This window comes from Croceitalea sp. P059 (genome assembly GCF_031846365.1).
In the GTDB taxonomy this organism is placed as follows: Bacteria; Bacteroidota; Bacteroidia; order Flavobacteriales; family Flavobacteriaceae; genus Croceitalea; species Croceitalea vernalis.
Genome location: NZ_JAVRHW010000006.1, coordinates 12,098 through 37,716, shown reverse-complemented (window position 1 = coordinate 37,716; position 25,619 = coordinate 12,098). Strand labels below are relative to the sequence as shown.

Here is a 25,619-nt window from a genome sequence, read left to right as displayed (position 1 = left end):
TAGAACAATGAAAGAACTTTTAAGAAGACTACTTACAGGCATTGTTTATGTCGTCTTATTACTTTCTACAGCCTATTTGAACTCTGATGCTTTTGATTTTCTTTTTATGGCTTTCGGCCTTGGATGTCTTTATGAGTTTAAACGCATTGTCGAGATTAAAGGGTATTATATTTTTATTGCCTATTTAGCCCTATGGTGGGCGTACATATATCTTATTCATACGGAGATTCCTGTCCTTATTTTGCTGGTTATAACATTGATTATAGATATTGCCTTATTGGGGTATCTTTTCACTAAAACGAAGCAAAAATTCAAAAAACTTGAACTATATCTGATTGGAATCTTTTATATATCTGGTGGGTTTATTTTTTTAACCATGATACCCTACAATCAAAGTGAGTTTGCTAAATTTTTAATTATGGGCATCTTTATATTAATTTGGGTAAGTGATAGTTTTGCTTACTTGGTTGGCAAATCAATCGGCAGAACAAAATTATTTCCTTCAGTTTCACCAAAAAAAACTATTGAAGGTTCGTTAGGAGGACTTATTTTTGCAATGTTGGCAGGTTACCTACTTTCATTTTATGAAAACAGTATAACTTCTAGTCAATGGTTAATACTTGCCTTTATAATTGTTTTGACAGGCGGCTTGGGTGATTTATTACAGTCTAAATTTAAAAGGGTTGCCGGAGTTAAAGACAGTGGAGCCATACTTCCAGGCCATGGCGGAATATGGGATAGGCTTGATAGTTTGGTATTTGCCGCACCATTTGCTTATTTGACACTTAAATTATTTTTTTATGTTTCATAAAGAAGGACAAAAAATTATTCTTACAACGTTTTTTTTAGTTGTTGCAGCACTTTTAGCTACTCAATATTTCATTGAATTAACTTGGCTTCGTATCACCCTACAATTGTTCACCCTAGGAGTTTTGGTACTAATTCTTCAATTTTTCAGAAACCCTAAACGGTTAGTAACACCAAATTTTGATGAAATTTTAGCTCCAGTTGATGGTAAAGTAGTCGTTATTGAAGAAGTTGAAGAAACTGAATATTTTAAAGAAAAAAGAAAGCAAGTATCAATATTTATGTCACCTTTAAATGTACATGTTACACGTTATGCAGCAAGTGGCACAATCACTTTTTCTAAATATCATCCTGGTAAATACCTAGTAGCTTGGCATCCAAAATCAAGTACAGAAAACGAACGTACTACCGTAGTAATACATACACCAAAATTTGGCGAAATTTTATACCGTCAAATTGCTGGTGCCTTGGCTAGAAGGATTGTTAATTATGCAGAAGAAGGTGAGCAGGTTGTGCAAGGCGAAGATGCAGGCTTTATAAAATTTGGGTCTAGAGTTGATTTATTTTTACCCTTAGATAGTAAAATTTGTGTCTCTTTAAATCAAACCGTGACAGGCGCAAAAACCTGTATAGCAATGCTAGGTAAAAAAGATGAGTGAAAAAACTTTGGAAATAAAGTTTGAAGAAGCGGTAAAGTTTGTAAATGATTTCACAAAACCTTTACCGGCTGATCTTTTATTGAAATTATATGCCTACTATAAAATTGCTAATAAAAACTACAACAATCCAGGGAGTAAAACTCCTTTAATAAATGCCTTCAAGGCCAATGCACTTATTCAAGCTCAAAATATTAGTAGACAAGAAGCAATGTCTAGCTATATTGAGTTAGTTCAATCAGAAGTTAAAACTATTAAATAGGCAGTTGCAGTAATCCAGTTGGCTTTTCAAAAAAAGTAAAGTAGAAACCACCTATTATTGTTATAACATAATAGAGTATCATTAATAAGCTACCAATTGTGATATAACTATTAAGGCCAAACCAATCATTTGTAAAAACAATAAGTCCTATTCCGGTCAAACCCCGAAAAAGTTCAATCCATACCGCATGCCTTTTTCTATCCATTAATGCGCTATAACCGTAAATACCAGTGAAAACAAAAGCTCCAAACAACAGTAATCCTTTGAAGCCAATTTCTGAATAATTATAAAACATAAAAAGCATTAAAATCGTACTACTTAACATTTGAAAAATAGCGTATCCTTTTAGGCTATTACTGGCAGCAGGCCGGTACTTTTTAAAATTATAAACATCTTCAATAATAGCAATAGGGTATTTTTTAGCAACATCTTCTGGACGCCACCCAGTAGGCATAAACCAAATTCTGAATTTATCAAGCCAATTGTTGGCTCTCCAGGCATCTTGTAACAACCTCCAAAAATGTTGAAAATTTATTAAAATAGGATTCCAAGTTGATGCTGGTTTTAATACCCCATATTGAGGAGGAACATCATCGAGTTCCTCTTGAAAAGTACCGAACATTCTATCCCAAATACTTAGTACCTGACCTAAGTTTTTATCAATATACTCCGAGTTTATTGCATGATGTACTCGATGCTGTGAGGGGGTTACAATTATGTATTCTAACCAACCCATTTTACCAATATGCTGCGTATGATACCAGAATTGAGCAAACAAATGAATAGGGGCTAAAATTGCTATGACCTGTGTTGGTACTCCTAAAACTGCCGCGGGAATGAGCAATATTGAAAAATAACCCACCAAATTAGAAATAGATTGTCGCAGGGCACATGCCAAGTTAAACTCTTCACTACTATGATGAATCACATGTTGATTCCAAAAAATATTAATATGATGACTTAAGCGATGATTCCAATACCCAGCAAAATCTATAGAAATAAATGCAACTAACCATACCAACCAGGTGGCTTTCATTTCAAATAATGATAAGCTTTTCAATAAAAAAGGATAACTCACCAAAACTACAACCAAACCCAGTGAATCTTTTATAATATTCGTGAGCCCTGAACTAAGACTACTCACAGTATCCATCACATTATGCTTCTGATTTTTTACAAAATAACCGTATAGTATTTCAATTAAAACAAGACCTGTAAAAAAGGGTATAGCGTAGAGCAAAGCATTTGCATAAGTTTCCATAAATCAATTTTTATTCAATAATACTGAGGGGTTGTGTTTTTTTCCAATTACCTCTTGTAAAATCAGGGAATGGTTGCGATGAACCTCCACTTGCTACCGAACGTTCACTTAAAGGAGCTACAGCACTCCATAAACATCCTTCGTAGACATTTTGGTCTAAAGGCAGTCCTTTTTGTAAACATTCTACAATACGGTAAACCATAATACCATCCATTCCTCCATGTCCACTTCCCCTGGCAGCTTCATTTAGGCGTTTATATAATGGATGATCATACTTTTCATATAGCTTGTCCAACGCTTCACCCTGTACCCAAGAATGATGATTTTCATTGATACCCTCTACGCCCCCTTCAAGTGCAACTCGTGTTGGAAAACCTGCTAGAGCACCTTTGGTGCCTTGTATGAGATTATGACGCGTATATGGTCGCGGACTTGTTTCATCCCATTGTACCATTATAGTTTTACCAAGTTGCGTTTTAAGTATTGAAGTATTCAAATCTCCACCTTGAAAATCAAGTTGATTCCATTTATGATTTTCTGGATAGTTTTTTTCGGCATAAGAAGCCCTGCCTCTTGAGGGGGTTGAAAATGATACTAAACTACTCAAAGTATCTTCTCCCCTTCCTAAGTTCATATACTGCGCGACTGGACCCAATCCATGAGTAGGATATAAATTACCATTACGTTTTGCATAATGATAAGTTCGCCATGAGCCAGTGCCTCTCTCCTGCTCATCCATCTGCCAACGAAGTTCATGGATGTAAGCGGCTTCGCCATGTAAAATTTCACCGATTACACCTTGTCGACACATGTTTAAAAACATAAGCTCATCCCGACTATAATTAACATTTTCAAGCATCATACAATGCTTTCGAGTGCTTTCACTAGTATCAACAATATCCCACATTTCTTGCAATGTGACCGCAATTGGCACTTCAACCATAGCATGTGCCCCCATTTTCATACTTTCAATAGCCATCGGAGCATGGTTTTTCCAATTAGTGGCAATAAAAACGACATCAGGCTTTACTTCTTCGAGCATTTTCCTCCATTGATCTTCATCGCCATAATATTGGGCAATATTTTTATGACGACTTTCATCAGAAACTTCTCGAACCCAACCTATTTTTTCCTTAACTAAATCTTCGTACACATCACAGACCGCAACTACTTCAGTATTTGGCAAGGCAGCCAAAAACTTTAAATGATAACCACCTCTAGCACCAACGCCTATAAAAGCAGCCTTTAGGTTCTTCAGCTTGGGAGCTGCAAAATCACCCATATATATTTGATTAAAGGATCGTTCTGAATTTGCCCTTAAATAACTTGGAACAACAGAAACTGCCGCCGCTGAAAGTGTGGTTTTCTTTAAAAATTTACGTCTGTCGATATTTTTCATATTCTGGCTTCTATAAAATTTAAATAGCTATCATTCAATAATTTCAATTTGAACAATGATAGACTTGCTTATAGGTGTATTACTTTTTTTTGCAAATTCATCAATTGGTACTAAAATATTGGTTTCAGGAAAATATGCAGCTAAATTACCTTTCGGGATAGCATAAGGAACAACCTTAAACTTTTCTGCCTTTCGTTTTTCGCATTTATAAGTAGAGGTCAAATCAATAATCTGCTGAGTTTTAAGTCCTCTTTTTTCCATATCAATCGGATTCATAAAAACAATCCTTCTTTCACCATAAATACCACGATATCGATCATTCATATCGTAAATAGTAGTATTAAATTGGTCATGGCTACGAATAGTCATTAGAATGAAATCATTCTCATTCAATTTATGCTCTGCTAAAGCGTTAACGGAAAATTGAGCCTTCCCGTTTGGCAATTTTGAAAAATCACCAACTCGAGCATTATTAGGAAGATAAAAACCCGAACCTTTTGAGCGCTTGGAGTAATCTTCGTAACCTTGATATACTTCAGATATTTTTTTTCTTATTAATTCATAATCCTCACCTAAGGCTAACCAATCAATTGAACTTTCACACTTGAAATAAACTTCAGCCATTTGAGCAACTATACTAGGCTCACTCCTTAAAGCATTACTGATAGGATCGCGAGCACCTTTACTTTGATGCACTTTACCCATACTATTTTCAACCGTAACTGAACGTTGTTTTCCTTGTACGGTATCTTTCTCTGTTCTGCCTAAGGTTGGCAAAATAAGTGCAGTCTTGCCCGTAATCAAATGCCCTCTATTTAGCTTGGTAGCAATTGAAACAGTTAAGTCGCAATTCTGTAACGCTTTAGCTGTGTAATTTGTATCGGAAGCAGCTGAAACAAAATTACCTCCGAGGGCAACAAATACTTTTGCTTTTCCTTCATACATTGCCTTAATACAATGAACTGTGTCCAGACCTTCCTTTTCTGGAGCTTCAAAACCAAACACCTTCTTTATTGCTTTATTCAAAGGTTTTGAAACGTGATGCATAATTCCGACACTTCTATCACCTTGAACATTACTATGTCCACGAACGGGACAAGTACCTGAACCCTTTTTGCCAATGCTACCTTTTAAAAGTAAGAGATTAACACACTCTTTGATATTAGCCACACCATTTTTGTGTTGGGTCAAACCCATTGCCCAGCAAATAATAATTCGCTTTTTAGAGGCCAAAAGAGAGACAGCTTTATCAATTTCATTGGATGCTACGCCGCACCTTTCAAGAAGTTCTTCTTCCTGATATTTATCTAAATCTAGAATTAATTCTTGATAACCTGAAGTTTTATTTTGAATAAATTCTTTGTCAAAAACCTGGGCACCACTACGCTCAATAGTCAATAAACGCATCATTATTAATTTCAATAATGCAACATCTTCATTGATTTTAACTTGTAAAAATATATCAGTTAGTTTAGTCCCAGAACCTATTACTCCTTTAATTTTTTGCGGGTTCTTAAAGCGAACCAATCCTGCTTCTTCAAGAGGGTTTATTGTAATAATACTTCCTCCATTATTTTTACATTTTTCTAAAGCGGAAAGCATTCGAGGGTGATTGGTACCTGGGTTTTGACCAATAACCATAACCACTTCCGCCTCATGCAAATCATCTAAAGTCACTGAGCCCTTACCTATGCCTAAAGTTTCACTCAAAGCTACACCACTAGATTCATGACACATATTTGAACAATCAGGCATGTTATTAGTTCCGAAAGCCCTTGCGAAAAGCCCGTATAAAAATGCGGCTTCGTTACTTGAACGACCAGAGGTATAGAATATGGCCTCATCAGGTGAACTTAATTGATGCAGGTGTTCCGCAATCAATCCAAAAGCGTCATTCCAAGTTATAGGTTCATAATAAGTTGCTTCAGGTTTTAATATCATTGGCTCTGTCAATCGTCCACTTTTACCAATAACCATATCGGTCCAACGAGAAATCTCTTCGACTGAGTACTGTTCAAAAAACACTTTATCTGCCCGTTCTGGAGCTGTTTCTTCAGCGATAGCTTTTGCACCATTCTCGCAATACTCGCCAAGTTTTGAGGGATCTTCAGGATCAGGCCAGGCACAACCAGGGCAATCAAAACCATCTTTCTGATTCATAGCACTTAAGGTGGAGAGTGATTTAAATAGCCCAGTCTCTTTATTTAAATGCTCTAAAGTTTTTTTAATTGCTGTTGCACCAGCTGCATATGCTGCGGGTTCACTGACCTTTAAATCTGCAAACTGAATATCACCGGTAATAGAAACTTGGCGTTTCACGCTTTTCCCCATCTAAATACTAATCGTGGTTTAATAATTATATAAATACGAAAGACTAGGTTAAATTTTCAGTAAAGAATTCAATAGTGCGTTTCCAAGCCAATTCAGCAGATTGTTTATGATACCTTGCAGTAGTTGTATTATGAAAACCGTGATTTACATCAGGGTAAACAAATGCTTGGTATTGCTTTCCTTCTGCTTTAAGTAATTCTTCAAAAGCTGGCCACCCAGCATTGACTCTTTTATCCAATCCTGCAAATTGCAACATTAAAGGCGCATTAATTTTATCAACATTTTCTTTGGGTTGCCCTCCATAAAAAGGAACCGAAGCCGCTAAATCAGGAACTTTTACAGCCATCATATTTGATATCCATCCGCCAAAACAAAAACCAACAACACCTATTCTACCGTTACAATCTGGATGATTCTTTAAATATTCAAAAGCAGCAATAAAATCTTCTAACATTTCATTACGATCACGTGTTCGCTGCATGGTTCTCCCTTCATCATCATTACCAGGATACCCCCCTAATGGAGACAATGCATCTGGTGCAATTGTTATAAAACCCTCAAGAGCACCCATTCGTGCTGTATCCTCAATATATGGGTTCAAACCTCGATTTTCATGAACAACAACGATCCCTCCTAATTTACCTTCAAACTTTGCTGGTTTAGACAGTAATGCTTTTATTTCTCCACCGCCTTTTTCAGAATTATAAGTAACGAAATCACTTATCAAATTAGGGTCTTGAAGGTCCACCAACATAGTATCAGTATAGTTTGGCATCATAAAACTCAATAAACTCGGTAATGTTAGTCCACCTATCGTGTAAAGTGATAATTTCTCAATAAATTCTCTTCTCTGTATTTTATTGTGCGCATAATCGTCATAAAGGTCAAATACCTCTTGAGGAATATCTTCTTTTTTTAACTCTTTCATCTTTAGTCGGATTTTCTATTCCTTCTAAATTTACGAAAAAGAGTGACCCGATAATATCAATTAAACAAAAAGCATTATAAGAGTTAGTAAGATACCTCCAGCGGTGAAATATAATCCTTTTTTAAAGATTGTAGTGTTTGGCAAAAACATCCAAAAGGCAGACAATACAAAGAATAATAAAGACACTCCAAAGAAAATATTAAGAATATATAAAGGATCGGAAGAAGTCGCTTTATGCATATGGGTCATTTTGTCAAGAACATAGGGCAGTTTTTTTGAAAAGTATTTTACCTCTCCTGTTTTTATATTATAAACACCTTGTTCAAAATTAACAACATCACCCTCTACAGAAGTAAAAATGAGGTTCTTTATTTTAACTTCTTTACCTAATCGCTCCGCGTCTAAACCTGCCTCAACTTTCTTTTCGTTGATTACTTCGACTTTTAGAAAATCGGTATTTCGAAATATTAAGACAACACCACTAAATGCATAAACACCCATAATACCGGCTAAAAAAAAGCCTAAATACCTGTGATAAACTCGTGCCTTATTTGATACTTTTCTATTATTCATTTTTATTTAGACTAATTTTAAACAAAGAAAAGTATTTTCATTTTTTTGTCCTAGTTTTTCGTAGAAAAGTGTTTAAATAAATCGTTAAAATTTGATGTAGCTTTGTTCATTGAAATTTTCCTGTGAAGAAAGCACTTCTTTTTATGCTCATTAGTACGGCATCATTTTCGTTGATGAATGCTTTTATAAAGTACTTAGATCATATTCCAGGTTTTCAATTAGTTTTTTTTAGGTCAATCACCTCATTTATTTTTGCAACCACTTATCTTTTATCTAATCAAATAAATGTCTTAGGAAACCAACGAAAATTATTGTCACTGCGCGCAATAGCGGGGCTAATTTCAATGAGTTTATTTTTCTTCTCTTTTAAATACCTATCGGTAGGCACAGCAGTTTCACTTCGGTATGTCGCTCCAATTTTTGCTGCAATTTTCGCAGTTATTCTGCTTAAAGAAAAGCTCAAAACAGTTCAATATTTCTTTTTTCTTATTGCATTTACCGGAGTACTAATTTTGAAAGGATTCGATAGTGAAATGAGCAATATTGGAATGCTATTGGTCATTACAGCATCAGTCTTTACTGGGATAGTTTATATTTTGATTAGAAAAATTGGAAAAGCAGATCATCCCGTTGTAGTTGTAAACTATTTTATGTTCTTTTCTACCATTGTTGGAGGCATCATGTGCCTATTTAACTGGATCCAACCCAAAGGTTTGGACTGGGCCCTATTGGCTAGTCTTGGGGTATTTGGCTATTTTGGACAAGTTTTTATGACTAAAGCCTTTCAAATGGCTGAAACCAGTAGGGTTGCTCCCATTAAATATACAGAAGTTATTTTTACTATTTGCATTGGTGTATTCTGGTTTGGCGACACTTATACGCTTTGGAGTTTTATAGGCCTTTTCTTAATTGTCGGAGCTCTAATCGCTAATAATTTTATTAAGAAGGGCTGATTCAAATACCTAATCCTTTTCAAAATAACGGTCTAAATTGATATCTTCAGAATAAGAAAATTTTTCTATCAATATCCCTTTCTCATCAATCACTAAAGTTTTAGGAAATCTTTTGATTCCAAACTTTTGCATAAAGTTCATAGCATTAGCTACGGGAACAAAATTGGATTCCTTATAATCAAAAACCGCTTTGATTTCTTGCTTACTACCGTTAAAAAGTATAAAAGCCCTTATATTTCCTTTATTTGGAGATGAATTAATTATCTCATCCAGCGCTTTTATTTCATTTGCTTTATGATGGAACATTTCTGGAAAAACGGCAAACCTAATCAACACAAGTGTACCTAATAAATCTTCAGAACTTATCTTCTCGTCATCAATACTGGTAAACTTAAATTTACCGAAGTTTCCTTCAGGTTCTATCCTATTTTGAGGACCCAGACCTTGAATAGTTTCGTCGTAAAGATATTTAACAACTCTTCCTTCTTCATCAAATACCTTTTCTAAAACCAATCTTGGGTTTTCCTTAAGGAGCTTATTAACTTGTGACCTTGTTAGTTTTTCACCCGTTAGCTTTTCATATACTTTATCATCAGCAAACTCTTTATCAATGTAGGATTTAGAATAAGAAACTCCTACTTTGTTATTCATTTTATCTTGGGTAAAACCGGAATGAAAAGAAATCATAAAAACCAAAATAGTAGATGAAAATATGTTTTTTAATTCTTTCATAATAACGTGATAATTTCTTTGACTTTTATCAAGATAAACTCGCCAAACTTTTTTCCAAGGTTTCAATCTTTGCCTCTGCATCTGTAACCTTTTTACGTTCAATATCGACTACTTGTGGCGGTGCATTATTCACAAAACGCTCATTAGAAAGTTTCTTTTGTACCGATTGTAAAAAGCCCTTCGTATACTTTAATTCTTCATTTATTTTTTGAATTTCAGCTTCAACATCAATGGCTCCAGCAATTGGTATGAAATATTCATTGCTCTTAACCCTAAAGCTCAAAGCACCATCAACTGCATCCTTTACCGATTCAATCGTAGAAAGATTGCCCAATTTAATGATAATGGCATCCATCTTAGAGTTTAAACTTTCAGTATTTAACTCCAATAGCTCTAAAACTTCTTTGTTAGGGATATTTTTTTCTTTTCTAATATTTCGAACTCCTGAAATTATTTCCGCTGCAAATTCAAAATCACTGATCAAATTCTTGTCATTTGAGCCAACTTTAGGCCAATCAGCAATACAAAGAGCTTCTTCTGGTGTTCGTTCTGCCATATGCTGCCAAACTTCTTCACTTAAAAAAGGCATAAAAGGGTGAAGCAATTTTAAATTAGCCTCAAACAAATCAATAACCGCAGCTAAAGTCTTGTTATCAATTGGCTTTTGATATTCAGGCTTTACAATCTCTAAGAACCATGAACAGAAATCATCCCAAACCAATTTATAAATAGCCATTAAAGCATCTGAAATTCGATATTTGCTATAATGATCTTCTATTTCAGTTAAAGTTTGATTGAATTTAGCCGTGTACCACTCAATCCCTATTTTCGCAGCCTTAGGTTGTTCTATGTCTGCTACATCCCAACCTTTAACTAATCTAAAGGCATTCCATATTTTATTAGCAAAGTTTTTCCCTTGTTGACATAAAGCTTCATCAAACATTAAATCGTTACCAGCAGCTGAACTTAATAATAGTCCAACCCGCACTCCATCTGCACCAAATTCTTCAATTAGTTTTAAGGCATCAGGTGAATTACCTAGTGATTTTGACATTTTTCTACGCTGTTTATCGCGAACCAATCCTGTCAAATACACATTTTCATATGGGCGTTCATTTCTAAATTCATAACCAGCAACAATCATTCTAGCTACCCAAAAGAATAGAATATCTGGACCGGTTACTAAATCATTAGTAGGGTAGTAATAATTTACCTCTTCATTTTCGGGTTCAAGAATACCACCAAAAACACTAATAGGCCATAACCATGAAGAAAACCAAGTATCTAGAACGTCATTATCTTGTTTTAAGTCGTCAGTTGTTAGTTGTGCGTTATTTAAGCGTTCTCTTGCTAGCTCTAGGGCTTTTTCAGGATTTTCGGCAACAACAAAATCGTCTTTTCCATCACCATAGTAATAAGCCGGAATTTGCTGTCCCCACCATAATTGCCGTGAAATATTCCAATCGCGAATATTTTCCATCCAATGACGATAAGTACTCTCAAATTTCTTTGGAAACAACTTAACTTCACCATTCTTTAAAACAGCGTCAATAGCTGGTTTGGCCAAGTCTTCCATTTTTAAAAACCACTGATCTGAAAGTCTTGGTTCAATAACGGCCTTTGTGCGTTCTGAAGTACCAATTTTATTGGTATGCTGTTCCGTTTTGATTAAAAACCCTTTTTCTTCCAACTCTTTTGAAATTTCTTTTCGAACAACGAAACGATCTTTACCTTCATAATGTAAACCGAAGGAATTTAAAGAAGCATCTTCATTAAAAATATCAATTACTTCTAATTGATGCTTTTCACCAAGATTTTTATCGTTTTCATCATGGGCAGGGGTTACTTTTAAACATCCAGTACCAAATTCAATATCAACATATTCATCTTCAATTATTGGAATAACCCGTCCGCAAATAGGCACTATGGCCTTTTTGCCTCTCAAATGAACATATCTTTCATCATTTGGATTAATACAAATTGCAGTATCGCCTAAAATAGTTTCTGGCCTAGTTGTAGCAATTGTTACTTTTTCGTCAGAATTTTCTATTTCATACGATAAATAATATAAAAGTCCCTGTTTCTCTTCATAATTAACCTCTTCATCAGAAAGGGTTGTTTTAGCTTCAGGATCCCAATTTACCATTCGGTATCCTCTGTAAATCAATCCTTTTTGGTATAAATCAACAAAAACTTTGATAACAGATGCTGACATATCGTCATCCAAGGTAAACTTTGTACGACTCCAGTCGCAAGAAGCTCCTAATTTTTTAAGTTGTTGTAGTATTACCCCACCATATTCATCGGTCCAATCCCATGCATGCTTTAAAAACTCTTCACGAGATAAATCAGCCTTATCAATACCTTGTTCTTTAAGTTTGGCTACCACTTTTGCTTCAGTAGCTATGGAAGCATGGTCCATACCTGGTACCCAGCAAGCATTTTTGCCTTCTAAACGTGCTTTTCGTATCAAAACATCTTGAATAGTATTATTGAGCATATGCCCCATATGTAAAACTCCTGTAACATTAGGTGGAGGTATTACAATGGTATAAGGCTCTCTATCATCTGGTTTTGAAGAGAAATAGTCGTGTTGCATCCAGTAATCGTACCAATGCTGTTCGACTTTAGTAGAATCGTATTTTGATGGAATATCCATTTTTCGGTATAGTTTTTGCAAAAGTAAGGTGGATTGTAGAATCGCAAAGGAATGGCGTTATGTTAATTTTACGCTATTCATTGGCGATTGGCCAATCCTTTAAATACGAAACAAAAATAAGTAACGTTATTAGAAGACAAAAGAATTTTGGATGTAGGTTGAAATCAACTACTTTTGAAATTCCTCAAAACTAAAAAAAATGAAGAAAATAATACTTTTATTATTTGTTGGTCTATTAGCTGTTAGCGTGCAAGCACAAGACCAAGTTGCTAAAATTGAATTTAAATCTGAGACTGTAGACTACGGTGAAATTGAAAAAGGTAGTGATGGTGTTCGAATTTTCGAATTCACGAACACGGGTGATGCTCCATTAGTTATCAGCGATGTAAAGTCTAGCTGTGGATGCACAATCCCTAAAAAACCAGATGCACCAATTTTACCTGGAGAAACTGGAGAGATTCAAGTAAAATATGACACTAAACGTGTTGGCCCAATCAGAAAGGCTATTACCGTTAGTTCAAATGCAGATACTCCAACTAAAGTTCTTAAGATAAAAGGAACTGTCAAAAGTGAAGGAGCAAAATAAATTTTTCACCTTTAAGTGAACAAAAAGCCTTGGCGTAAGTCAGGGCTTTTTTGTTTTGAAAATATCCTTTAAGACAAATGTAAAGAGCAAATCTTTGTTATAACGCTCGATTTGAACTCGTACTTTTTTGCCTTCACGTTCATTGAGCATTTGAAGAATTTCTTGCAATTTATAATCATGAATCTCTTTACCGTTAACAGCTAAAATAACATCACCCTCTTGCAAACCCGCCTCTTCTGCAGGGCTACCAGCTCTAATACCTGAAACTACAATCTCGGGCACAAGACTTAAACGTGTTCTGTTCTCTAGCAAAATTTGAACATTACCAAAGGTTTTCTGCTCAACATCAAGAATTCCATTAGCATCAGTGATTCTTTTGGCAATATATCTGACACCATTATGCTGCAATTCTATTCCGGCAAGGTTATATTGAAATGGCCTATTAAAGTTAATATTTTTAGACAGTGTAATTTTCTGGCCAGGATAATCAAAAACAATATTAAATCTTTTTAGTATTTCACCACCTACACTACCATTGCGGTTACCGAGTTCTTTTATAGCTCCAAAAGATTCTTTATAAGGAAAAGCTACTTTAGCTTCATTCAATTGAAACATTCCGATACGAACGCCTTTCAATTTAGTTCTCTTTCCAAAAATATCGCCGCTTAAGCCCTGACCTAAAAAATCCTCGTAGTTTTTATCAGGAATATCTAAACCTTTCTCAGGGTCATGAAATAACCAAAGTGCATCGCTGCTACCCGTATCTACCAGTAATTTCACTGGAATTTCAGAATCATCTTCCTTGGTAACCGCACCATCTACATAAGCCTTCTTTTGAATAATGGATAAAGGAAGAGTCTGCCTTCTCTTAGACTTTTTGTAGTTGTATTTGTCTGGATGATAAATCTTTAAAGTCTGTGCACCATAGTTAACGTCTACCACAAAATTCTTAAAAAGGTCAAAACCGATGATACCATGAATAGGTATACCTAATGATGTAGAAAAATTCAAATCTCGATCTAAAACAACATACAAAGGTTGACTAAAGTTTTTAGCGTTACCAATTTTGAATGTATTCTTTGTCGATTTTAAGGCTTGTATGGGTTCACCTTCCCCTAAACCACGTAACGATATTTCCGATACATTATTTATTTGAATGGAGTCTTGATTCGTCAAATTAAAAAGTATGGGACTACCCACTCCAGTATCAAGAATAAAAGAAAGTTTTGCTCCATTTAATTCAACAGGAACAACTATTAAATTGTTGACTAACTCAAACTTTACTTTTTCATACTTTTTCTTATTTGAAATATGAAATCTTTGCCCATATCCCGTATAGGAAAAACAAACAAAAACAAAGGTTATATAGACGAGAGTATTCTTCAAGCTATTAATTTATAATGAGTTGTATCTCTTAAAGATAAAGAAATTAATCGCCAAAAGGCTTTATTTAACATAATCATAGAAGGCCAAATAATAATAGCTTTTATTGTTTTGCAGACACCTTTTCGCCATTTTTGCTAAAATTTACCATTTCATGCCAGAGATTTCTTCCAAAGGGCAATTAATGCCACCTTCACCAATTCGAAAATTGGTCCCTTACGCTGAAGAAGCTAAAAAAAGAGGCACCCATGTTATACATCTTAACATTGGTCAGCCAGACATTAAAACGCCTAAATTGGCACTAGATGCCATTAGAAATCATAATATTGAAGTGTTGGCTTATAGCCGCACTGAAGGTTCTGATGCTTACCGAGAAAAATTAGCAAGCTATTATGCCAAACATGATATTGAAGTAACCGCCGAAGATATTATTGTAACTACTGGTGGATCTGAAGCATTAGCATTTACCATGGGCACTATTTTAGATGAAGGTGATGAAATAATCATCCCTGAGCCATTTTACGCTAATTATAATGGTTTCGCAACTGCCAATGGCGTCAAAGTAGTTCCAATTGTCTCGAGCATTGACAATAATTTTGCCTTGCCACCTATTTCAGAATTTGAAAAAACAATTACTTCTAAAACCAAGGCAATTTTAATTTGCAATCCCGGTAATCCCACTGGATATCTTTATAATCAAGAAGAAATCAATCAATTAGTTCATCTTGTTAAAAAGTATGATTTGTTTCTTGTTGCTGATGAAGTTTATAGAGAATTTACCTACGATAATAAACAACACCATTCCATTCTAAGTCAAAAGGGTATTGAAAATAACGCAATTATTGTTGACTCGGTTTCAAAAAGATACAGCATGTGCGGTGCACGAATTGGTTGTATCGTTTCTAAAAACAAACGTGTTATTCAAACGGCTATGAAATTTGCTCAAGCCAGGCTTTCGCCACCTACCCTAGCGCAAATAGCTGGTGAAGCAGCCTTAGATACTCCACAAAGCTATTTTGACGAGGTTATAGCAGAGTATGTTTCAAGAAGAAACGTACTTGTTACAGAGCTTCAGAAAATAGAGAACATAAAAATTGCAAAACCAAGTGGTGCATTTTACTGTGTTGTTGAACTTCCTGTCCAAAATTCAGATGAATTTGCACAGTGGCTTTTAGAACATTATAGCTTAAATGGCGAGACCGTTATGGTGGCACCAGCAGCTGGTTTTTATGCAACTGAAGGCTTAGGAGCCAATCAAATTCGCATTGCGTATGTTCTAAAGAAAGAACAACTTGTTAGAGCCGTGGCTATTTTAAAAAAAGGTTTAGCCAAATACCTTTCAATTTGAACATACAAGAAAACATATCATTAAAATCGTTTAATACCTTTGGTATTGATGTTAAAGCAAAATCTTTTGTAGAAATTACTAGCCTTATACAATTACAAAAGATTCTTCAACTTTCTGCTTATTCTAAACGTTTTATTATCAGCGGAGGTAGTAACATGCTTTTGACAAAAGATATTGATGCCTTAGTAATGCATATTAATTTAAAGGGCATAAATATAATTGAAGAAAATAAAGATGAAGTCATTATTAAAGTAATGGCTGGTGAAAATTGGCATGCATTAGTACTATGGACTCTTGATAATAATTATGGTGGTATTGAAAATTTATCTTTAATACCCGGTAATACAGGCACTGCTCCTATTCAAAATATTGGCGCATACGGGGTAGAATTAAAAGATGTCTTTGAGTCATGCGAAGCAATGAATATTGAAACCCAAGAACTAGAAGAATTTTCAAAAGAAGATTGTCAGTTTGGGTATCGTGATTCTGTTTTTAAAAAATCAAAAAAAGGTCAATATATAATAACCTCAGTTGCTTTAAAGCTCACTAAGAATAATCATAAATTGTTAACTTTTTATGGTGCTATTGAAAATGAACTTCAAAAGCAAGCGATTATACATCCAAGCATAAAAAATATTTCTGATGCTGTAATTAGTATACGCCAAAGTAAATTACCAGACCCAAAAGAACTGGGCAATAGTGGAAGTTTTTTTAAAAATCCAATACTATCAAAAAAGACTTTCAAAACTTTTCAAAAGAAAAACCCAGAAGCTCCTTTTTATAAATTGGACGATGGGCAATTCAAAATTCCTGCAGGCTGGCTCATTGAACAATGCGGATTTAAAGGTAAACGTTTTGATGATGCAGGTGTGCATGAAAAGCAAGCTCTGGTATTGGTAAATTATGGTAATGCCAGTGGAGAGGAAATATGGAATTTAGCTTTAAAAATTCAAGCTGAAGTTCAAAAACAATATCAAATTAAAATAGAACCTGAAGTTAATGTCATAAAATAACCCCAGATACTTAGCAGTAAACTGGGGTTATACCAAACCAAACTAACCAAAAACTTAAATATCTTAACTAAACTGTTTCTTTTTAAAACGCTGTCGTTATAATCAATTTTATACTTTAGCGTTATTCTATTTACGAGTAAAAAGTTAATTTGGATTTTTTTAATTTTCTTTTTGTCGTTAGCGTACTATATGAGCACACTTTTAGAAAAACACATTGTCGAATTATTAAAAGAGCGTGATGAAAAAGCAATTTCATTACTTTATGACAATTATGCAGATACGCTGCATGGCGTTGCTTACAAAGTGGTGAAAGATGCAGATTTAGCACAAGACGTTGTCCAAGAAAGTTTTGTAAAAATTTGGAAAAAAGCGGATTCTTATGATGCTTCAAAAGCAAAATTATTTACTTGGTTATTCAGAATAACACGGAATACAGCGATTGATAAACTCAGAAGCATTAACACCAAGACAGATAAAGAAATCCAAATTGATGTTTCAGACGTATATAATTTAGGTGTTAACACAACGCGTCCTGAATTTATGGATGTTAAGGAGCATCTTGATAAAATTGAGCCTAAATACAAAGTAGTTCTTGATGCGCTATTTTTTGAAGGCATGACGCAGCAAGAAGCAAGTGAAGAATTGGACATTCCTTTAGGCACAATTAAATCAAGATTAAAAATTGGCCTAAGAGAATTGCGTAAAATTTATGGTGCCCCGATGGTGCTAACACTGATAGCAAGTTTTATATCATGACAGAAAAGATTAAAATATTTTTAGATACTGACCTTTTAGAAAAATACCTATTAGGTGATACAACTACAACGGAAACTCTTCAAGTAGAGCGGTATATTGCGATGTATCCTGAGGTTCAAAAAACGTATATTGAATTACAAGATAACCTAGAAGCTTATGCAAAGCTGCATTCACTTAAGGCTCCGGAAGGCTTAAAAGAAAGTATACTTTATAAAATAAGACAGCAAAAACGTGGTGCTAGCAAATTCTTTAAATATGCTATTGCTGCAAGCTTTGCCGCTTTAGTTTTTGCGGGTTCTTCTTACTTTTTTTATAATCAAAATAAAAATCTTCAAGAGGAGAATACAATTGTGACAAACAAGATTAAAGATCTTGAAATGGACATGAAGGTTCAATTAGAAGACATTAGAAATCAATATATCGTATTAAATAATCCAAATACAAAAAGATATTCTGTTAGAGGGAATCAAAAAGCACAGGAACTAAAAGCGGTTGCTTATGTAAACCCTGTTAAGAAACTTTCTTACATAAATGTTAGCAATTTGCCTCAATTACCTGAAGACAAATGTTTTCAGATGTGGGCTGAAGTTAATGGAGAAATGGTAAACTTGGGTATCATTAAAGATATTGATGATAAAGAAAAATTATGGGCTTTACCTTATGCCGATAACGCGGTAGGGTATATAACTATTGAACAACAAGGTGGTAATGCAACACCAACAGTTCAAAATATTGTAGCCAATATCAACTATTAGAATTCCCTAAAGTCATCTTAATGCTAAGTTTCGTAGTAGGTATTTGTGTATTTTTACAAAAATTTTCTAAATGAAACTTGCTTTACTCACCGTTGGCCTTTTGGCACTAGCTTTTGCTGGAATTGCTATTAAAATATGGTCTAAAAAAGACGGTAAATTTGCAGGAACCTGTGCTAGTCAAAATCCTTTTTTAAATAAAGAAGGGGAGGCTTGTGGGTTTTGTGGAAAACTCCCCGATGAACAAGAATGCCAAAGAGATAGCATACCAGAAATTCAATAGTCGTATCGTTAATTTATATTCTCCACTTTTTTGAATAAAACCGAGGACAACCTTTTAGAAACGATTGCAAGAGCTAAGGCTGGAAAGCAAATTGCTTTCAGCTCACTTTTAGATCGGTTTTGGAATGATGTTTATGGTTTTCAACTCAAAAGAACCAATAATGAGAACGACGCCGAAGATATTACGGTACAAACGTTTTCTAAGGCTTTTGATAAAATCAAAACTTTTGATGAGAAATATGAATTTAGTACGTGGTTAATTACTATTTCTAAAAACCTACACGTCGATTTAATTCGAAAAAGAAAGAAAAATATCTTAACCGGACTTGAAAACGGAAAAAATAATGAAGTTCACAATGTTGCTGATGAAAGTCCATCCGCTGAAGATAATCTTATTATTGAGCAAAATTTAGCTTCATTATTGGGTCACATAAAAAAATTAAAGCCTCATTATCAAAAAGTTATCAATCTTAGATATTTCAATGAAATGAGTTATTCAGAAATAGCTAATGAACTAAATGAGCCAGTAAATAACATAAAAGTTAAGCTATTACGAGCCAAAAAGCTTTTAGCGGAAATTATTAAGAACAAGTAAAATTGTTATCTCATCAACAACTACCCTTTTCGTATATTTGCAGTATAAATCATTGCTATGAGTACGACCACATCTGAACATGTGATTCCACCTAAAAAAGGCAAACCAAAATGGTTACGTGTAAAGTTACCAACAGGTAAAAAATACACGCAATTACGAGGCCTTGTTGAAAAATATGATTTACATACCATATGTACTTCTGGTAGTTGCCCAAACATGGGAGAATGTTGGGGCGAGGGTACCGCAACTTTCATGATTCTTGGTAATATCTGTACGAGATCTTGTGGCTTCTGCGGTGTGAAAACTGGGCGACCAGAAAGTGTTGATTGGGCAGAACCAGAAAAAGTAGCACGTTCTATAAAAATCATGCAAATAAAGCATGCTGTACTCACCTCAGTTGACAGAGACGATTTAAAGGATATGGGTTCAATTATTTGGGCTGAAACAGTAAAAGCTGTTCGGAGAATGAATCCTGGAACAACCTTAGAAACTCTTATACCCGATTTTCAAGGAATAGAAACGCACTTAGATCGTATTTTAGCTGTTCGTCCAGAGGTGATTTCTCATAATATGGAAACGGTAAAACGTTTGACTAGAGAGGTAAGAATTCAAGCGAAATATGAAAGAAGTCTTGAAGTTCTAAGATATTTAAAAGAAAATGGTGCTAATAGAACCAAATCAGGAATTATGCTTGGTTTAGGGGAGTTTGAAGAAGAAGTTTTACAAACAATGCAAGATTTAAGATCAGCAGGAGTAGATGTTGTAACTATCGGACAATATCTTCAACCATCAAAAAAACATTTACCTGTTAAAGAATTTATCTTACCCGAGCAATTCAAAATGTATGAAGAGGAAGGTCTCAAAATGGGCTTTCGCCATGTTGAAAGTGGGGCCTTAGTAAGATCTTCTTATAAAGCTCACAAACATATCCACTAGACCTGCTGCTTAAATAAGAGCAAGTTTTAATAGCGAAATATCATGGCTAAACTCAAAGTAGGCATCAATGGTTTTGGACGAATTGGCAGAACATTGTTTCGTCTATTAGCTGGTAATAATCAGTTTGAAGTTGTGGCTATTAATGACATTGCTGATGCTAAAACCCTAGCTCATTTAGTCAAATATGACAGTATACACGGGAGGTTTAACAGAACTATTGAAGCGAAAGAGAGCAACTTATTATTTAATAACAAGGAAATCACCGTGCTCAATGAACGACATCCTAAAAATATTGATTGGAGTGCCTTTAACACTGATATTGTTATTGAATCATCGGGAAAATTTAAGCAAAAGAGCGATTTAGAATATCATTTAAAAAACGGAGCTAAAAAGGTAATTTTATCTGTTCCGCCCATTGAAGATGACATAAAAATGGTTGTTTTTGGTGTTAATGAACAAATGCTCAATGTTGATGACCAGATTATTTCAAATGCTTCTTGCACTACAAATAATGCTGCTCCAATGATCAAAGTAATTAATGAATTATGCGGTATTGATCAAGCCTATATTACAACAATTCATTCTTACACTTCTGATCAAAGCTTACACGATAGTCCTCATCGAGATTTACGTAGGGCCAGAGCAGCGAGCCAATCCATTATTCCGACAACCACAGGAGCAGCAAAAGCACTAACAAAGATTTTTCCGGAATTAGAAGATGTTATTGGTGGTTGTGGCATAAGAGTTCCTGTACCAAACGGCTCATTAACAGACATAACTTTTAATGTTAAAAAAGAAACGACTATTGATAAAATTAATGCCGCTTTTAAGTCAGTTTCAGAAAATGAGCTAAAAAACGTACTTTTCTATACGAAAGACCCTATAGTATCAATTGATATAAACAATAGTTGTTACTCTTGTACGTTTGATTCTCAGATGACTTCGGTCATTGGTAAAATGGTTAAAATAATCGGATGGTATGACAATGAAACTGGCTACTGTTCAAGAATTATAGATTTAATGCAATTTCTTATAAACAAAAATTACGTTTGAATTTAAAGAATAGACTGTCGCTTTGCACAAATCGCTTGGTTGTATTTGTTGTTATGTTGCTTTTTGCTACTGGCTTAAAAGCTCAAGACACTAATACCCCAACTAAATCTATTGAAGATTTTCATACTCAGGCCAGAATTTTTAGACATCAAAATAAACTTGATGAAGCCTTAAAAGCTCTAAATCAAGCGTCTAAACTGGCAGAAGAAAAGGAAGATTTAAAATCTTTACTAGACACTTTTCACAAATTTGCTCTTTTACATTTAGAAATTGGAGATGAGGAGAATACTCAATTTTATTGGGACCGTGCATCTGTCCTTCTTAAAGATATCGAGTACCCATACGGTGACGCAGTTCATAAATATATAGAAGCTTCACTTTTATTTATTTCAGATAATAAATTTCAAGCAAGGCAAAAATTAGAAGTGTCAAAAAGCTTGAGCAATGATAAAAATCTGCTAAATAATATGTTGCTTCTTGAGGCTCAAATATTTTCAGAAATGAGTAACTATGAAGATGCATCAAAAAATTTCAATGCCTTACTCGTTAACTCGGATAAGAACGAACGCGCATTTTTAGCCACTCAAGCAAATCTTGGCTTAGCGCAAATGTATAAACAGCAAGGTAATTTGATTGAAAGCTTAAAACATGCTGAAGCAGCTCTTGAGCTTGCCCAAAAGCATCAGTTCTTTAGAGAAATACTTAGCGCTAATACTTTTTTAACAGCTACATATGCTGCCCTAAGTGATTATGAAAAGGCATTTAAATCACAAAATAATTTAATTGCTATTAATGATTCACTCTTCACTATAGAAAAAACCAAACTTGAGGCAAGAACTGGGAATAAAATTCTACAACAAACCCAAACAGAATATATTGAAGATTTAGAAGCCAAGAATGAAGAGCTAAATCAATCGGCAAATAGATCTGACATTACCGCTATTTTGGCTTCTGCATTCTTAACTATTATTTCAATTTTAGCCGTTTCATTATTTCGTAACAATCAAATCAAATTAAAAACTAATGATTTATTAGTTACAAAAAACAAAGAATTAGAAACAGCAAGGGACGCTGCGGTCTCTGCGATGGAAGCTAAAACAAACTTTTTATCTACGGTTACACATGAGTTGAGAACACCATTGTATGCAGTTACCGGATTAACACACTTACTTCTTGATGAAGACCCTGCCGATCATCAGAAAGAGCATTTAAAATCATTAAAATTTTCAGGTGATTATCTTTTAAATTTTATCAATGATATTCTACAGATAAACAAAATTGATGCTGATAAACTTGAACCACTAAATATTGAGTTCAAACTTAAAAAGGTATTAACCGATGTCATTGATTCTTTACAACAAAATGCAAAAGACAATAACACTACAATAGTTCTAGATTACGACAACAACATTCCATTACATCTTTTAGGTGACCCTTTAAAACTTTCTCAAATTATCATGAACCTTGTGGGCAACGCCCTTAAATTTACTCATGATGGTAAAGTAGAAGTAATCACGAAATTAAAAGACAGAGATGAAGATAATCTTACTGTCTATTTTGAAGTTAAAGATTCCGGTATCGGTATTTCAGAAGAACAACAGAAAAACATTTTTGATAGTTTTGAACAAGGTTCTGTTCAGATTAATAGGGAATATGGAGGAACAGGTCTTGGGCTCACAATTGTTAAAAGTCTACTTGGTCTTTTTGACAGTAAAATATACTTAGAAAGTAAACTTGATAAGGGTAGTTCTTTTTTCTTTGAGCTTAATTTGAAATGTGAAGAAAACTCTTTGGAAGATGTTCCTTTTGAATTGACGGTTGAAGATTTTGATTTTGACGGACTTCACATACTCGTTGTTGAGGATAATAAAATCAATCAAGTAATTACCAAAAAAATGTTGAATAAGAAGGGTATGTCGGTTGATATTGCTAATAATGGAAATGAAGCTATTGATGCTGCAAGCTCTAAAAAATATGATGCCATTTTAATGGATATTCATATGCCAGGTATTAGTGGTACAGAAGCAACCATACAAATTCGAAAATTTGATTCCGACATTCCTATTATTGCCTTGACTGCAATTTCAATGGATGATAGTCTTGATGAATTTTATGCTGCCGGGTGTAATGCTGTTGTTACTAAACCATTCAAACCAGAAGTATTTTATCAAAAGATTGGTGAAAATATTTTTAAGACTAAGATTGAAGGTGAAGCGTAACTGCTTTTTTAAGACTGTTTGAAAGAATAAGATCTCCATCAAATAAAAACTGATGTCTTACTTCTACATAAAATAGATTTTCTACTTTTCCATTAAGTCTCACAAAATCTTTTTCAGTGGTAATCACATAATCATTATTGGCAAAATCGTTAATTTCCTTCTCTGTAAAAAAGTGGTGGTCCTTAAATTTATAATGCTTAAAAAGTAGTCCCAAAGACTCTAAATATTTCACCAAAGGACTCGGATTCGCAATACCAGTTACTAATGCAACTTTTTTTAATTTCAAAACTTCAGGTGCTATTTCTCTTTTTAAAGAGAAGAATACTTTAGAATACGAAAGATGAGCAAAAATAACTTGTTTCTTTAGCCCTATTCTCTCGCTGACCTTGTTAGACCCCTCTTTTGATAAATTTTCAGGGCACTTCGTCACAATTATCAGATTAGCCCTTTTTACTTGATTTTTAGCATCTCTTAAACTTCCTGTGGGTAAAAAGAAATCATCTACATAAAGATTATCATAGGTGGTCAAAAGTATACTGAAAGAAGGTATTACTTTACGATGTTGAAAAGCGTCATCTAATAATATAATATCAGGTTGTTTATTCTTCTCTAAAATGCGTATTCCGTTGCATCTATTAGCATCAACAGCAACAGCAACATCAATGGACTTAAATTTACTATGTATTTGAAAAGGCTCATCACCAAGCACTTCAACACTAGACTTTGAACCAGCCATTTGAAATCCTTTTGACTTCCTTCTGTAACCGCGACTAAGCATTGCTATTTTATAATCGTCATGAAGTAACTTAATTAGATATTCTATCATTGGTGTTTTTCCAGTACCACCTACACTTAGATTACCCACGCAAATAGTAGGAGTTTGAAATGCTTTAGATTTAAATACCTTAATATCGTAAAGAAAATTACGGGTATGAACAACAATTCCGTACAACAACGAAATTGGGAAAAGTATTTTACCTAGTAGTCGCATCAAAGCGAATTTATAATATTTTATCTTTAAAGACTTAAAAGAAAAAAATGACCGTTTCCGATGTTACGAAGATACTCGAAGAATTGTGCCCACTTCATTATGCAGAAGACTTTGATAACGTAGGACTTTTAGTGGGTAACTCTAAAGCAGTTGTTAGTGGTATCTTGGTAACTTTAGATACTCTTGAAAATGTTGTTGATGAGGCAATTGAAAAGAAATGTAATCTCATTATTAGTTTTCATCCAATAATTTTTAAAGGACTTAAGAAAATAACAGGTCGAGATTATGTAGAAAGAGTCGTTATAAAGGCAATTGCAAATAATATTGCTATTTATAGCATGCATACTGCCTTGGATAATAGTCCTGAGGGTGTAAACGCCAAAATCTGTGAAGTTCTTGAAATAAAAAATCCTAAAATTCTAATTCCTAAAAAGAATAGTATTAAAAAACTGACTACCCATGTACCTAATGATAAAGCCGACTTTTTAAGAACTAAGCTTTTTGATGCTCAAGCTGGAACTATTGGTAACTACAGCAACTGTAGTTTTAATACGGAAGGAGTTGGTTCGTTTAAACCAAATGCTACATCAAACCCAACAATTGGTCAAGCCGGTAAATTACATTATGAAAAAGAAACCCAAATTCAAATTACATTCAGTAGTGTTCATGAAAGGTCAATTTTAAATGCTCTTTTCAAAAATCACCCCTATGAAGAAGTGGCTTACGAAATAATCACTTTGGAAAATGCCAATCAAAATTTAGGTATGGGTATGGTAGGTTTCATAGAAAATGAAATGAAAGAAAATGATTTTTTGAACTATCTAAAGTTGAAAATGAACGCAAAAGTAGTTCGCCATTCTTCTTTACTCAACAAAACAATTAAATCAGTTGCGGTGTTAGGTGGAAGCGGTGCTTTTGGCATTGAGGCCGCGATTGAAGCCAATGCAGATATTTATATTACTTCAGATATTAAATATCATGAGTTTTACAAAGCTGATAATAAGATAGTTATAGCAGATATTGGTCACTTTGAAACAGAACAGTTTACAAAAAATTTATTGGTAGACTATCTTACAAAAAAAATTCCTAATTTTGCGGTCACTTTATCGGAAAGTATTACTAATCCCATCAAGTATTTTTAATA

The 25,619-nt window shown here is 34.2% G+C and carries 24 protein-coding genes; 15 read left to right on the top strand and 9 right to left on the bottom strand.

Annotated elements, in window-relative coordinates; genetic code table 11:
- Positions 1 to 7 precede the first annotated feature (7 nt).
- The 3 genes from RM542_RS14300 to RM542_RS14290 are packed head-to-tail and all read left to right on the top strand — an operon-like array spanning position 8 to position 1,725.
- Entirely contained in the window at positions 8 to 811 is an 804-nt protein-coding gene (locus tag RM542_RS14300) for a phosphatidate cytidylyltransferase (RefSeq protein ID WP_311386436.1), read from the top strand.
- Entirely contained in the window at positions 801 to 1,466 is a 666-nt protein-coding gene (locus tag RM542_RS14295) for a phosphatidylserine decarboxylase family protein (protein ID WP_311386435.1), read from the top strand. Before RM542_RS14300 ends, RM542_RS14295 begins: the two co-directional genes overlap by 11 nt.
- Positions 1,459 to 1,725: an acyl-CoA-binding protein gene (locus RM542_RS14290; RefSeq protein ID WP_311386434.1), complete on the top strand. Its 267-nt coding sequence runs from the start codon at positions 1,459 to 1,461 to the stop codon at positions 1,723 to 1,725. Before RM542_RS14295 ends, RM542_RS14290 begins: the two co-directional genes overlap by 8 nt.
- Here the strand turns inward: RM542_RS14290 and RM542_RS14285 are convergent.
- The 5 genes from RM542_RS14285 to RM542_RS14265 are packed head-to-tail and all read right to left on the bottom strand — an operon-like array spanning position 1,718 to position 8,217.
- Complete coding sequence (locus RM542_RS14285; protein ID WP_311386433.1) at positions 1,718 to 2,986, bottom strand: sterol desaturase family protein; 1,269 nt, start codon at positions 2,984 to 2,986, stop codon at positions 1,718 to 1,720. The two genes, RM542_RS14290 and RM542_RS14285, sit on opposite strands and share 8 nt — an antisense overlap.
- Before the next feature lie 10 nt (positions 2,987 to 2,996).
- On the bottom strand, positions 2,997 to 4,385 hold the full coding sequence (locus RM542_RS14280) for a Gfo/Idh/MocA family oxidoreductase (protein WP_311386432.1): 1,389 nt from the start codon (positions 4,383 to 4,385) through the stop codon (positions 2,997 to 2,999).
- A 30-nt stretch (positions 4,386 to 4,415) separates the two neighbouring features.
- On the bottom strand, positions 4,416 to 6,704 hold the full coding sequence (locus RM542_RS14275; protein WP_311386431.1) for an FdhF/YdeP family oxidoreductase: 2,289 nt from the start codon (positions 6,702 to 6,704) through the stop codon (positions 4,416 to 4,418).
- A 55-nt stretch (positions 6,705 to 6,759) separates the two neighbouring features.
- On the bottom strand, positions 6,760 to 7,644 hold the full coding sequence (locus RM542_RS14270; protein WP_311386430.1) for a dienelactone hydrolase family protein: 885 nt from the start codon (positions 7,642 to 7,644) through the stop codon (positions 6,760 to 6,762).
- Between the two features lie 60 nt (positions 7,645 to 7,704).
- Positions 7,705 to 8,217 (bottom strand): hypothetical protein, encoded by a 513-nt coding sequence (locus tag RM542_RS14265; RefSeq protein ID WP_311386429.1) that lies wholly within the window; start codon positions 8,215 to 8,217, stop codon positions 7,705 to 7,707.
- A gap of 122 nt (positions 8,218 to 8,339) precedes the next feature.
- On the opposite strand from RM542_RS14265, the gene RM542_RS14260 reads away from it, so the two are divergent.
- Positions 8,340 to 9,170: a DMT family transporter gene (locus RM542_RS14260; RefSeq protein WP_311386428.1), complete on the top strand. Its 831-nt coding sequence runs from the start codon at positions 8,340 to 8,342 to the stop codon at positions 9,168 to 9,170.
- A gap of 9 nt (positions 9,171 to 9,179) precedes the next feature.
- Here RM542_RS14260 and RM542_RS14255 read toward each other — a convergent pair whose 3' ends face one another.
- Together RM542_RS14255 and RM542_RS14250 are read right to left on the bottom strand one after the other, a co-directional pair.
- A complete protein-coding gene (locus tag RM542_RS14255; protein WP_311386427.1) occupies positions 9,180 to 9,902 on the bottom strand; it encodes a hypothetical protein in 723 nt (240 codons plus the stop codon).
- 28 nt (positions 9,903 to 9,930) lie between these two features.
- Positions 9,931 to 12,561: a valine--tRNA ligase gene (locus RM542_RS14250; protein WP_311386426.1), complete on the bottom strand. Its 2,631-nt coding sequence runs from the start codon at positions 12,559 to 12,561 to the stop codon at positions 9,931 to 9,933.
- A gap of 199 nt (positions 12,562 to 12,760) precedes the next feature.
- Between RM542_RS14250 and RM542_RS14245 the strand changes: the two genes are divergently transcribed.
- Positions 12,761 to 13,147 (top strand): DUF1573 domain-containing protein, encoded by a 387-nt coding sequence (locus tag RM542_RS14245; protein WP_311386425.1) that lies wholly within the window; start codon positions 12,761 to 12,763, stop codon positions 13,145 to 13,147.
- 39 nt (positions 13,148 to 13,186) lie between these two features.
- Here RM542_RS14245 and RM542_RS14240 read toward each other — a convergent pair whose 3' ends face one another.
- Positions 13,187 to 14,533, bottom strand: coding sequence for a PDZ domain-containing protein (locus tag RM542_RS14240; protein WP_311386424.1), 1,347 nt, complete (start codon positions 14,531 to 14,533; stop codon positions 13,187 to 13,189).
- 151 nt (positions 14,534 to 14,684) lie between these two features.
- Between RM542_RS14240 and RM542_RS14235 the strand changes: the two genes are divergently transcribed.
- From RM542_RS14235 to RM542_RS14195, 9 genes are all read left to right on the top strand, one after another.
- A complete protein-coding gene (locus RM542_RS14235) occupies positions 14,685 to 15,878 on the top strand; it encodes a pyridoxal phosphate-dependent aminotransferase (RefSeq protein ID WP_311386423.1) in 1,194 nt (397 codons plus the stop codon).
- Entirely contained in the window at positions 15,875 to 16,891 is a 1,017-nt protein-coding gene (gene murB / locus RM542_RS14230; RefSeq protein ID WP_311386422.1) for a UDP-N-acetylmuramate dehydrogenase, read from the top strand. The genes RM542_RS14235 and murB overlap by 4 nt, the downstream gene beginning before the upstream one ends.
- Before the next feature lie 189 nt (positions 16,892 to 17,080).
- Positions 17,081 to 17,647 (top strand): RNA polymerase sigma factor, encoded by a 567-nt coding sequence (locus RM542_RS14225; RefSeq protein ID WP_311386421.1) that lies wholly within the window; start codon positions 17,081 to 17,083, stop codon positions 17,645 to 17,647.
- On the top strand, positions 17,644 to 18,402 hold the full coding sequence (locus RM542_RS14220; RefSeq protein ID WP_311386420.1) for an anti-sigma factor: 759 nt from the start codon (positions 17,644 to 17,646) through the stop codon (positions 18,400 to 18,402). Before RM542_RS14225 ends, RM542_RS14220 begins: the two co-directional genes overlap by 4 nt.
- Before the next feature lie 70 nt (positions 18,403 to 18,472).
- A complete protein-coding gene (locus tag RM542_RS14215) occupies positions 18,473 to 18,682 on the top strand; it encodes a membrane or secreted protein (protein WP_311386419.1) in 210 nt (69 codons plus the stop codon).
- Between the two features lie 30 nt (positions 18,683 to 18,712).
- A complete protein-coding gene (locus tag RM542_RS14210; protein WP_311386418.1) occupies positions 18,713 to 19,276 on the top strand; it encodes a sigma-70 family RNA polymerase sigma factor in 564 nt (187 codons plus the stop codon).
- 57 nt (positions 19,277 to 19,333) lie between these two features.
- Positions 19,334 to 20,212: a lipoyl synthase gene (gene lipA / locus RM542_RS14205; protein ID WP_311386417.1), complete on the top strand. Its 879-nt coding sequence runs from the start codon at positions 19,334 to 19,336 to the stop codon at positions 20,210 to 20,212.
- A 42-nt stretch (positions 20,213 to 20,254) separates the two neighbouring features.
- A complete protein-coding gene (gap, locus tag RM542_RS14200; RefSeq protein ID WP_311386416.1) occupies positions 20,255 to 21,265 on the top strand; it encodes a type I glyceraldehyde-3-phosphate dehydrogenase in 1,011 nt (336 codons plus the stop codon).
- Positions 21,262 to 23,484, top strand: a complete 2,223-nt coding sequence (locus RM542_RS14195; RefSeq protein ID WP_311386415.1) for a response regulator — start codon at positions 21,262 to 21,264, stop codon at positions 23,482 to 23,484. Before gap ends, RM542_RS14195 begins: the two co-directional genes overlap by 4 nt.
- Here the strand turns inward: RM542_RS14195 and lpxK are convergent.
- Positions 23,462 to 24,475, bottom strand: coding sequence for a tetraacyldisaccharide 4'-kinase (gene lpxK / locus RM542_RS14190; protein WP_311386414.1), 1,014 nt, complete (start codon positions 24,473 to 24,475; stop codon positions 23,462 to 23,464). The genes RM542_RS14195 and lpxK overlap by 23 nt on opposite strands.
- 47 nt (positions 24,476 to 24,522) lie before the next feature.
- On the opposite strand from lpxK, the gene RM542_RS14185 reads away from it, so the two are divergent.
- On the top strand, positions 24,523 to 25,617 hold the full coding sequence (locus RM542_RS14185; protein ID WP_311386413.1) for a Nif3-like dinuclear metal center hexameric protein: 1,095 nt from the start codon (positions 24,523 to 24,525) through the stop codon (positions 25,615 to 25,617).
- The last annotated feature ends 2 nt before the right edge of the window (positions 25,618 to 25,619 follow it).

Coding starts and splice junctions, on each gene's coding strand:
- RM542_RS14280 (WP_311386432.1), bottom strand. CDS start 4,385: ATGAAAAATATCGACAGACGTAAATTTTTAAAGAAAACCACACTTTCA.
- RM542_RS14265 (WP_311386429.1), bottom strand. CDS start 8,217: ATGAATAATAGAAAAGTATCAAATAAGGCACGAGTTTATCACAGGTAT.
- lpxK (WP_311386414.1), bottom strand. CDS start 24,475: ATGCGACTACTAGGTAAAATACTTTTCCCAATTTCGTTGTTGTACGGA.
- gap (WP_311386416.1), top strand. CDS start 20,255: ATGGCTAAACTCAAAGTAGGCATCAATGGTTTTGGACGAATTGGCAGA.
- RM542_RS14300 (WP_311386436.1), top strand. CDS start 8: ATGAAAGAACTTTTAAGAAGACTACTTACAGGCATTGTTTATGTCGTC.
- RM542_RS14215 (WP_311386419.1), top strand. CDS start 18,473: ATGAAACTTGCTTTACTCACCGTTGGCCTTTTGGCACTAGCTTTTGCT.
- RM542_RS14285 (WP_311386433.1), bottom strand. CDS start 2,986: ATGGAAACTTATGCAAATGCTTTGCTCTACGCTATACCCTTTTTTACA.
- RM542_RS14185 (WP_311386413.1), top strand. CDS start 24,523: ATGACCGTTTCCGATGTTACGAAGATACTCGAAGAATTGTGCCCACTT.
- RM542_RS14290 (WP_311386434.1), top strand. CDS start 1,459: ATGAGTGAAAAAACTTTGGAAATAAAGTTTGAAGAAGCGGTAAAGTTT.
- RM542_RS14225 (WP_311386421.1), top strand. CDS start 17,081: ATGAGCACACTTTTAGAAAAACACATTGTCGAATTATTAAAAGAGCGT.
- RM542_RS14220 (WP_311386420.1), top strand. CDS start 17,644: ATGACAGAAAAGATTAAAATATTTTTAGATACTGACCTTTTAGAAAAA.
- RM542_RS14270 (WP_311386430.1), bottom strand. CDS start 7,644: ATGAAAGAGTTAAAAAAAGAAGATATTCCTCAAGAGGTATTTGACCTT.
- RM542_RS14235 (WP_311386423.1), top strand. CDS start 14,685: ATGCCAGAGATTTCTTCCAAAGGGCAATTAATGCCACCTTCACCAATT.
- RM542_RS14295 (WP_311386435.1), top strand. CDS start 801: ATGTTTCATAAAGAAGGACAAAAAATTATTCTTACAACGTTTTTTTTA.
- RM542_RS14245 (WP_311386425.1), top strand. CDS start 12,761: ATGAAGAAAATAATACTTTTATTATTTGTTGGTCTATTAGCTGTTAGC.
- lipA (WP_311386417.1), top strand. CDS start 19,334: ATGAGTACGACCACATCTGAACATGTGATTCCACCTAAAAAAGGCAAA.
- RM542_RS14250 (WP_311386426.1), bottom strand. CDS start 12,561: ATGGATATTCCATCAAAATACGATTCTACTAAAGTCGAACAGCATTGG.
- RM542_RS14255 (WP_311386427.1), bottom strand. CDS start 9,902: ATGAAAGAATTAAAAAACATATTTTCATCTACTATTTTGGTTTTTATG.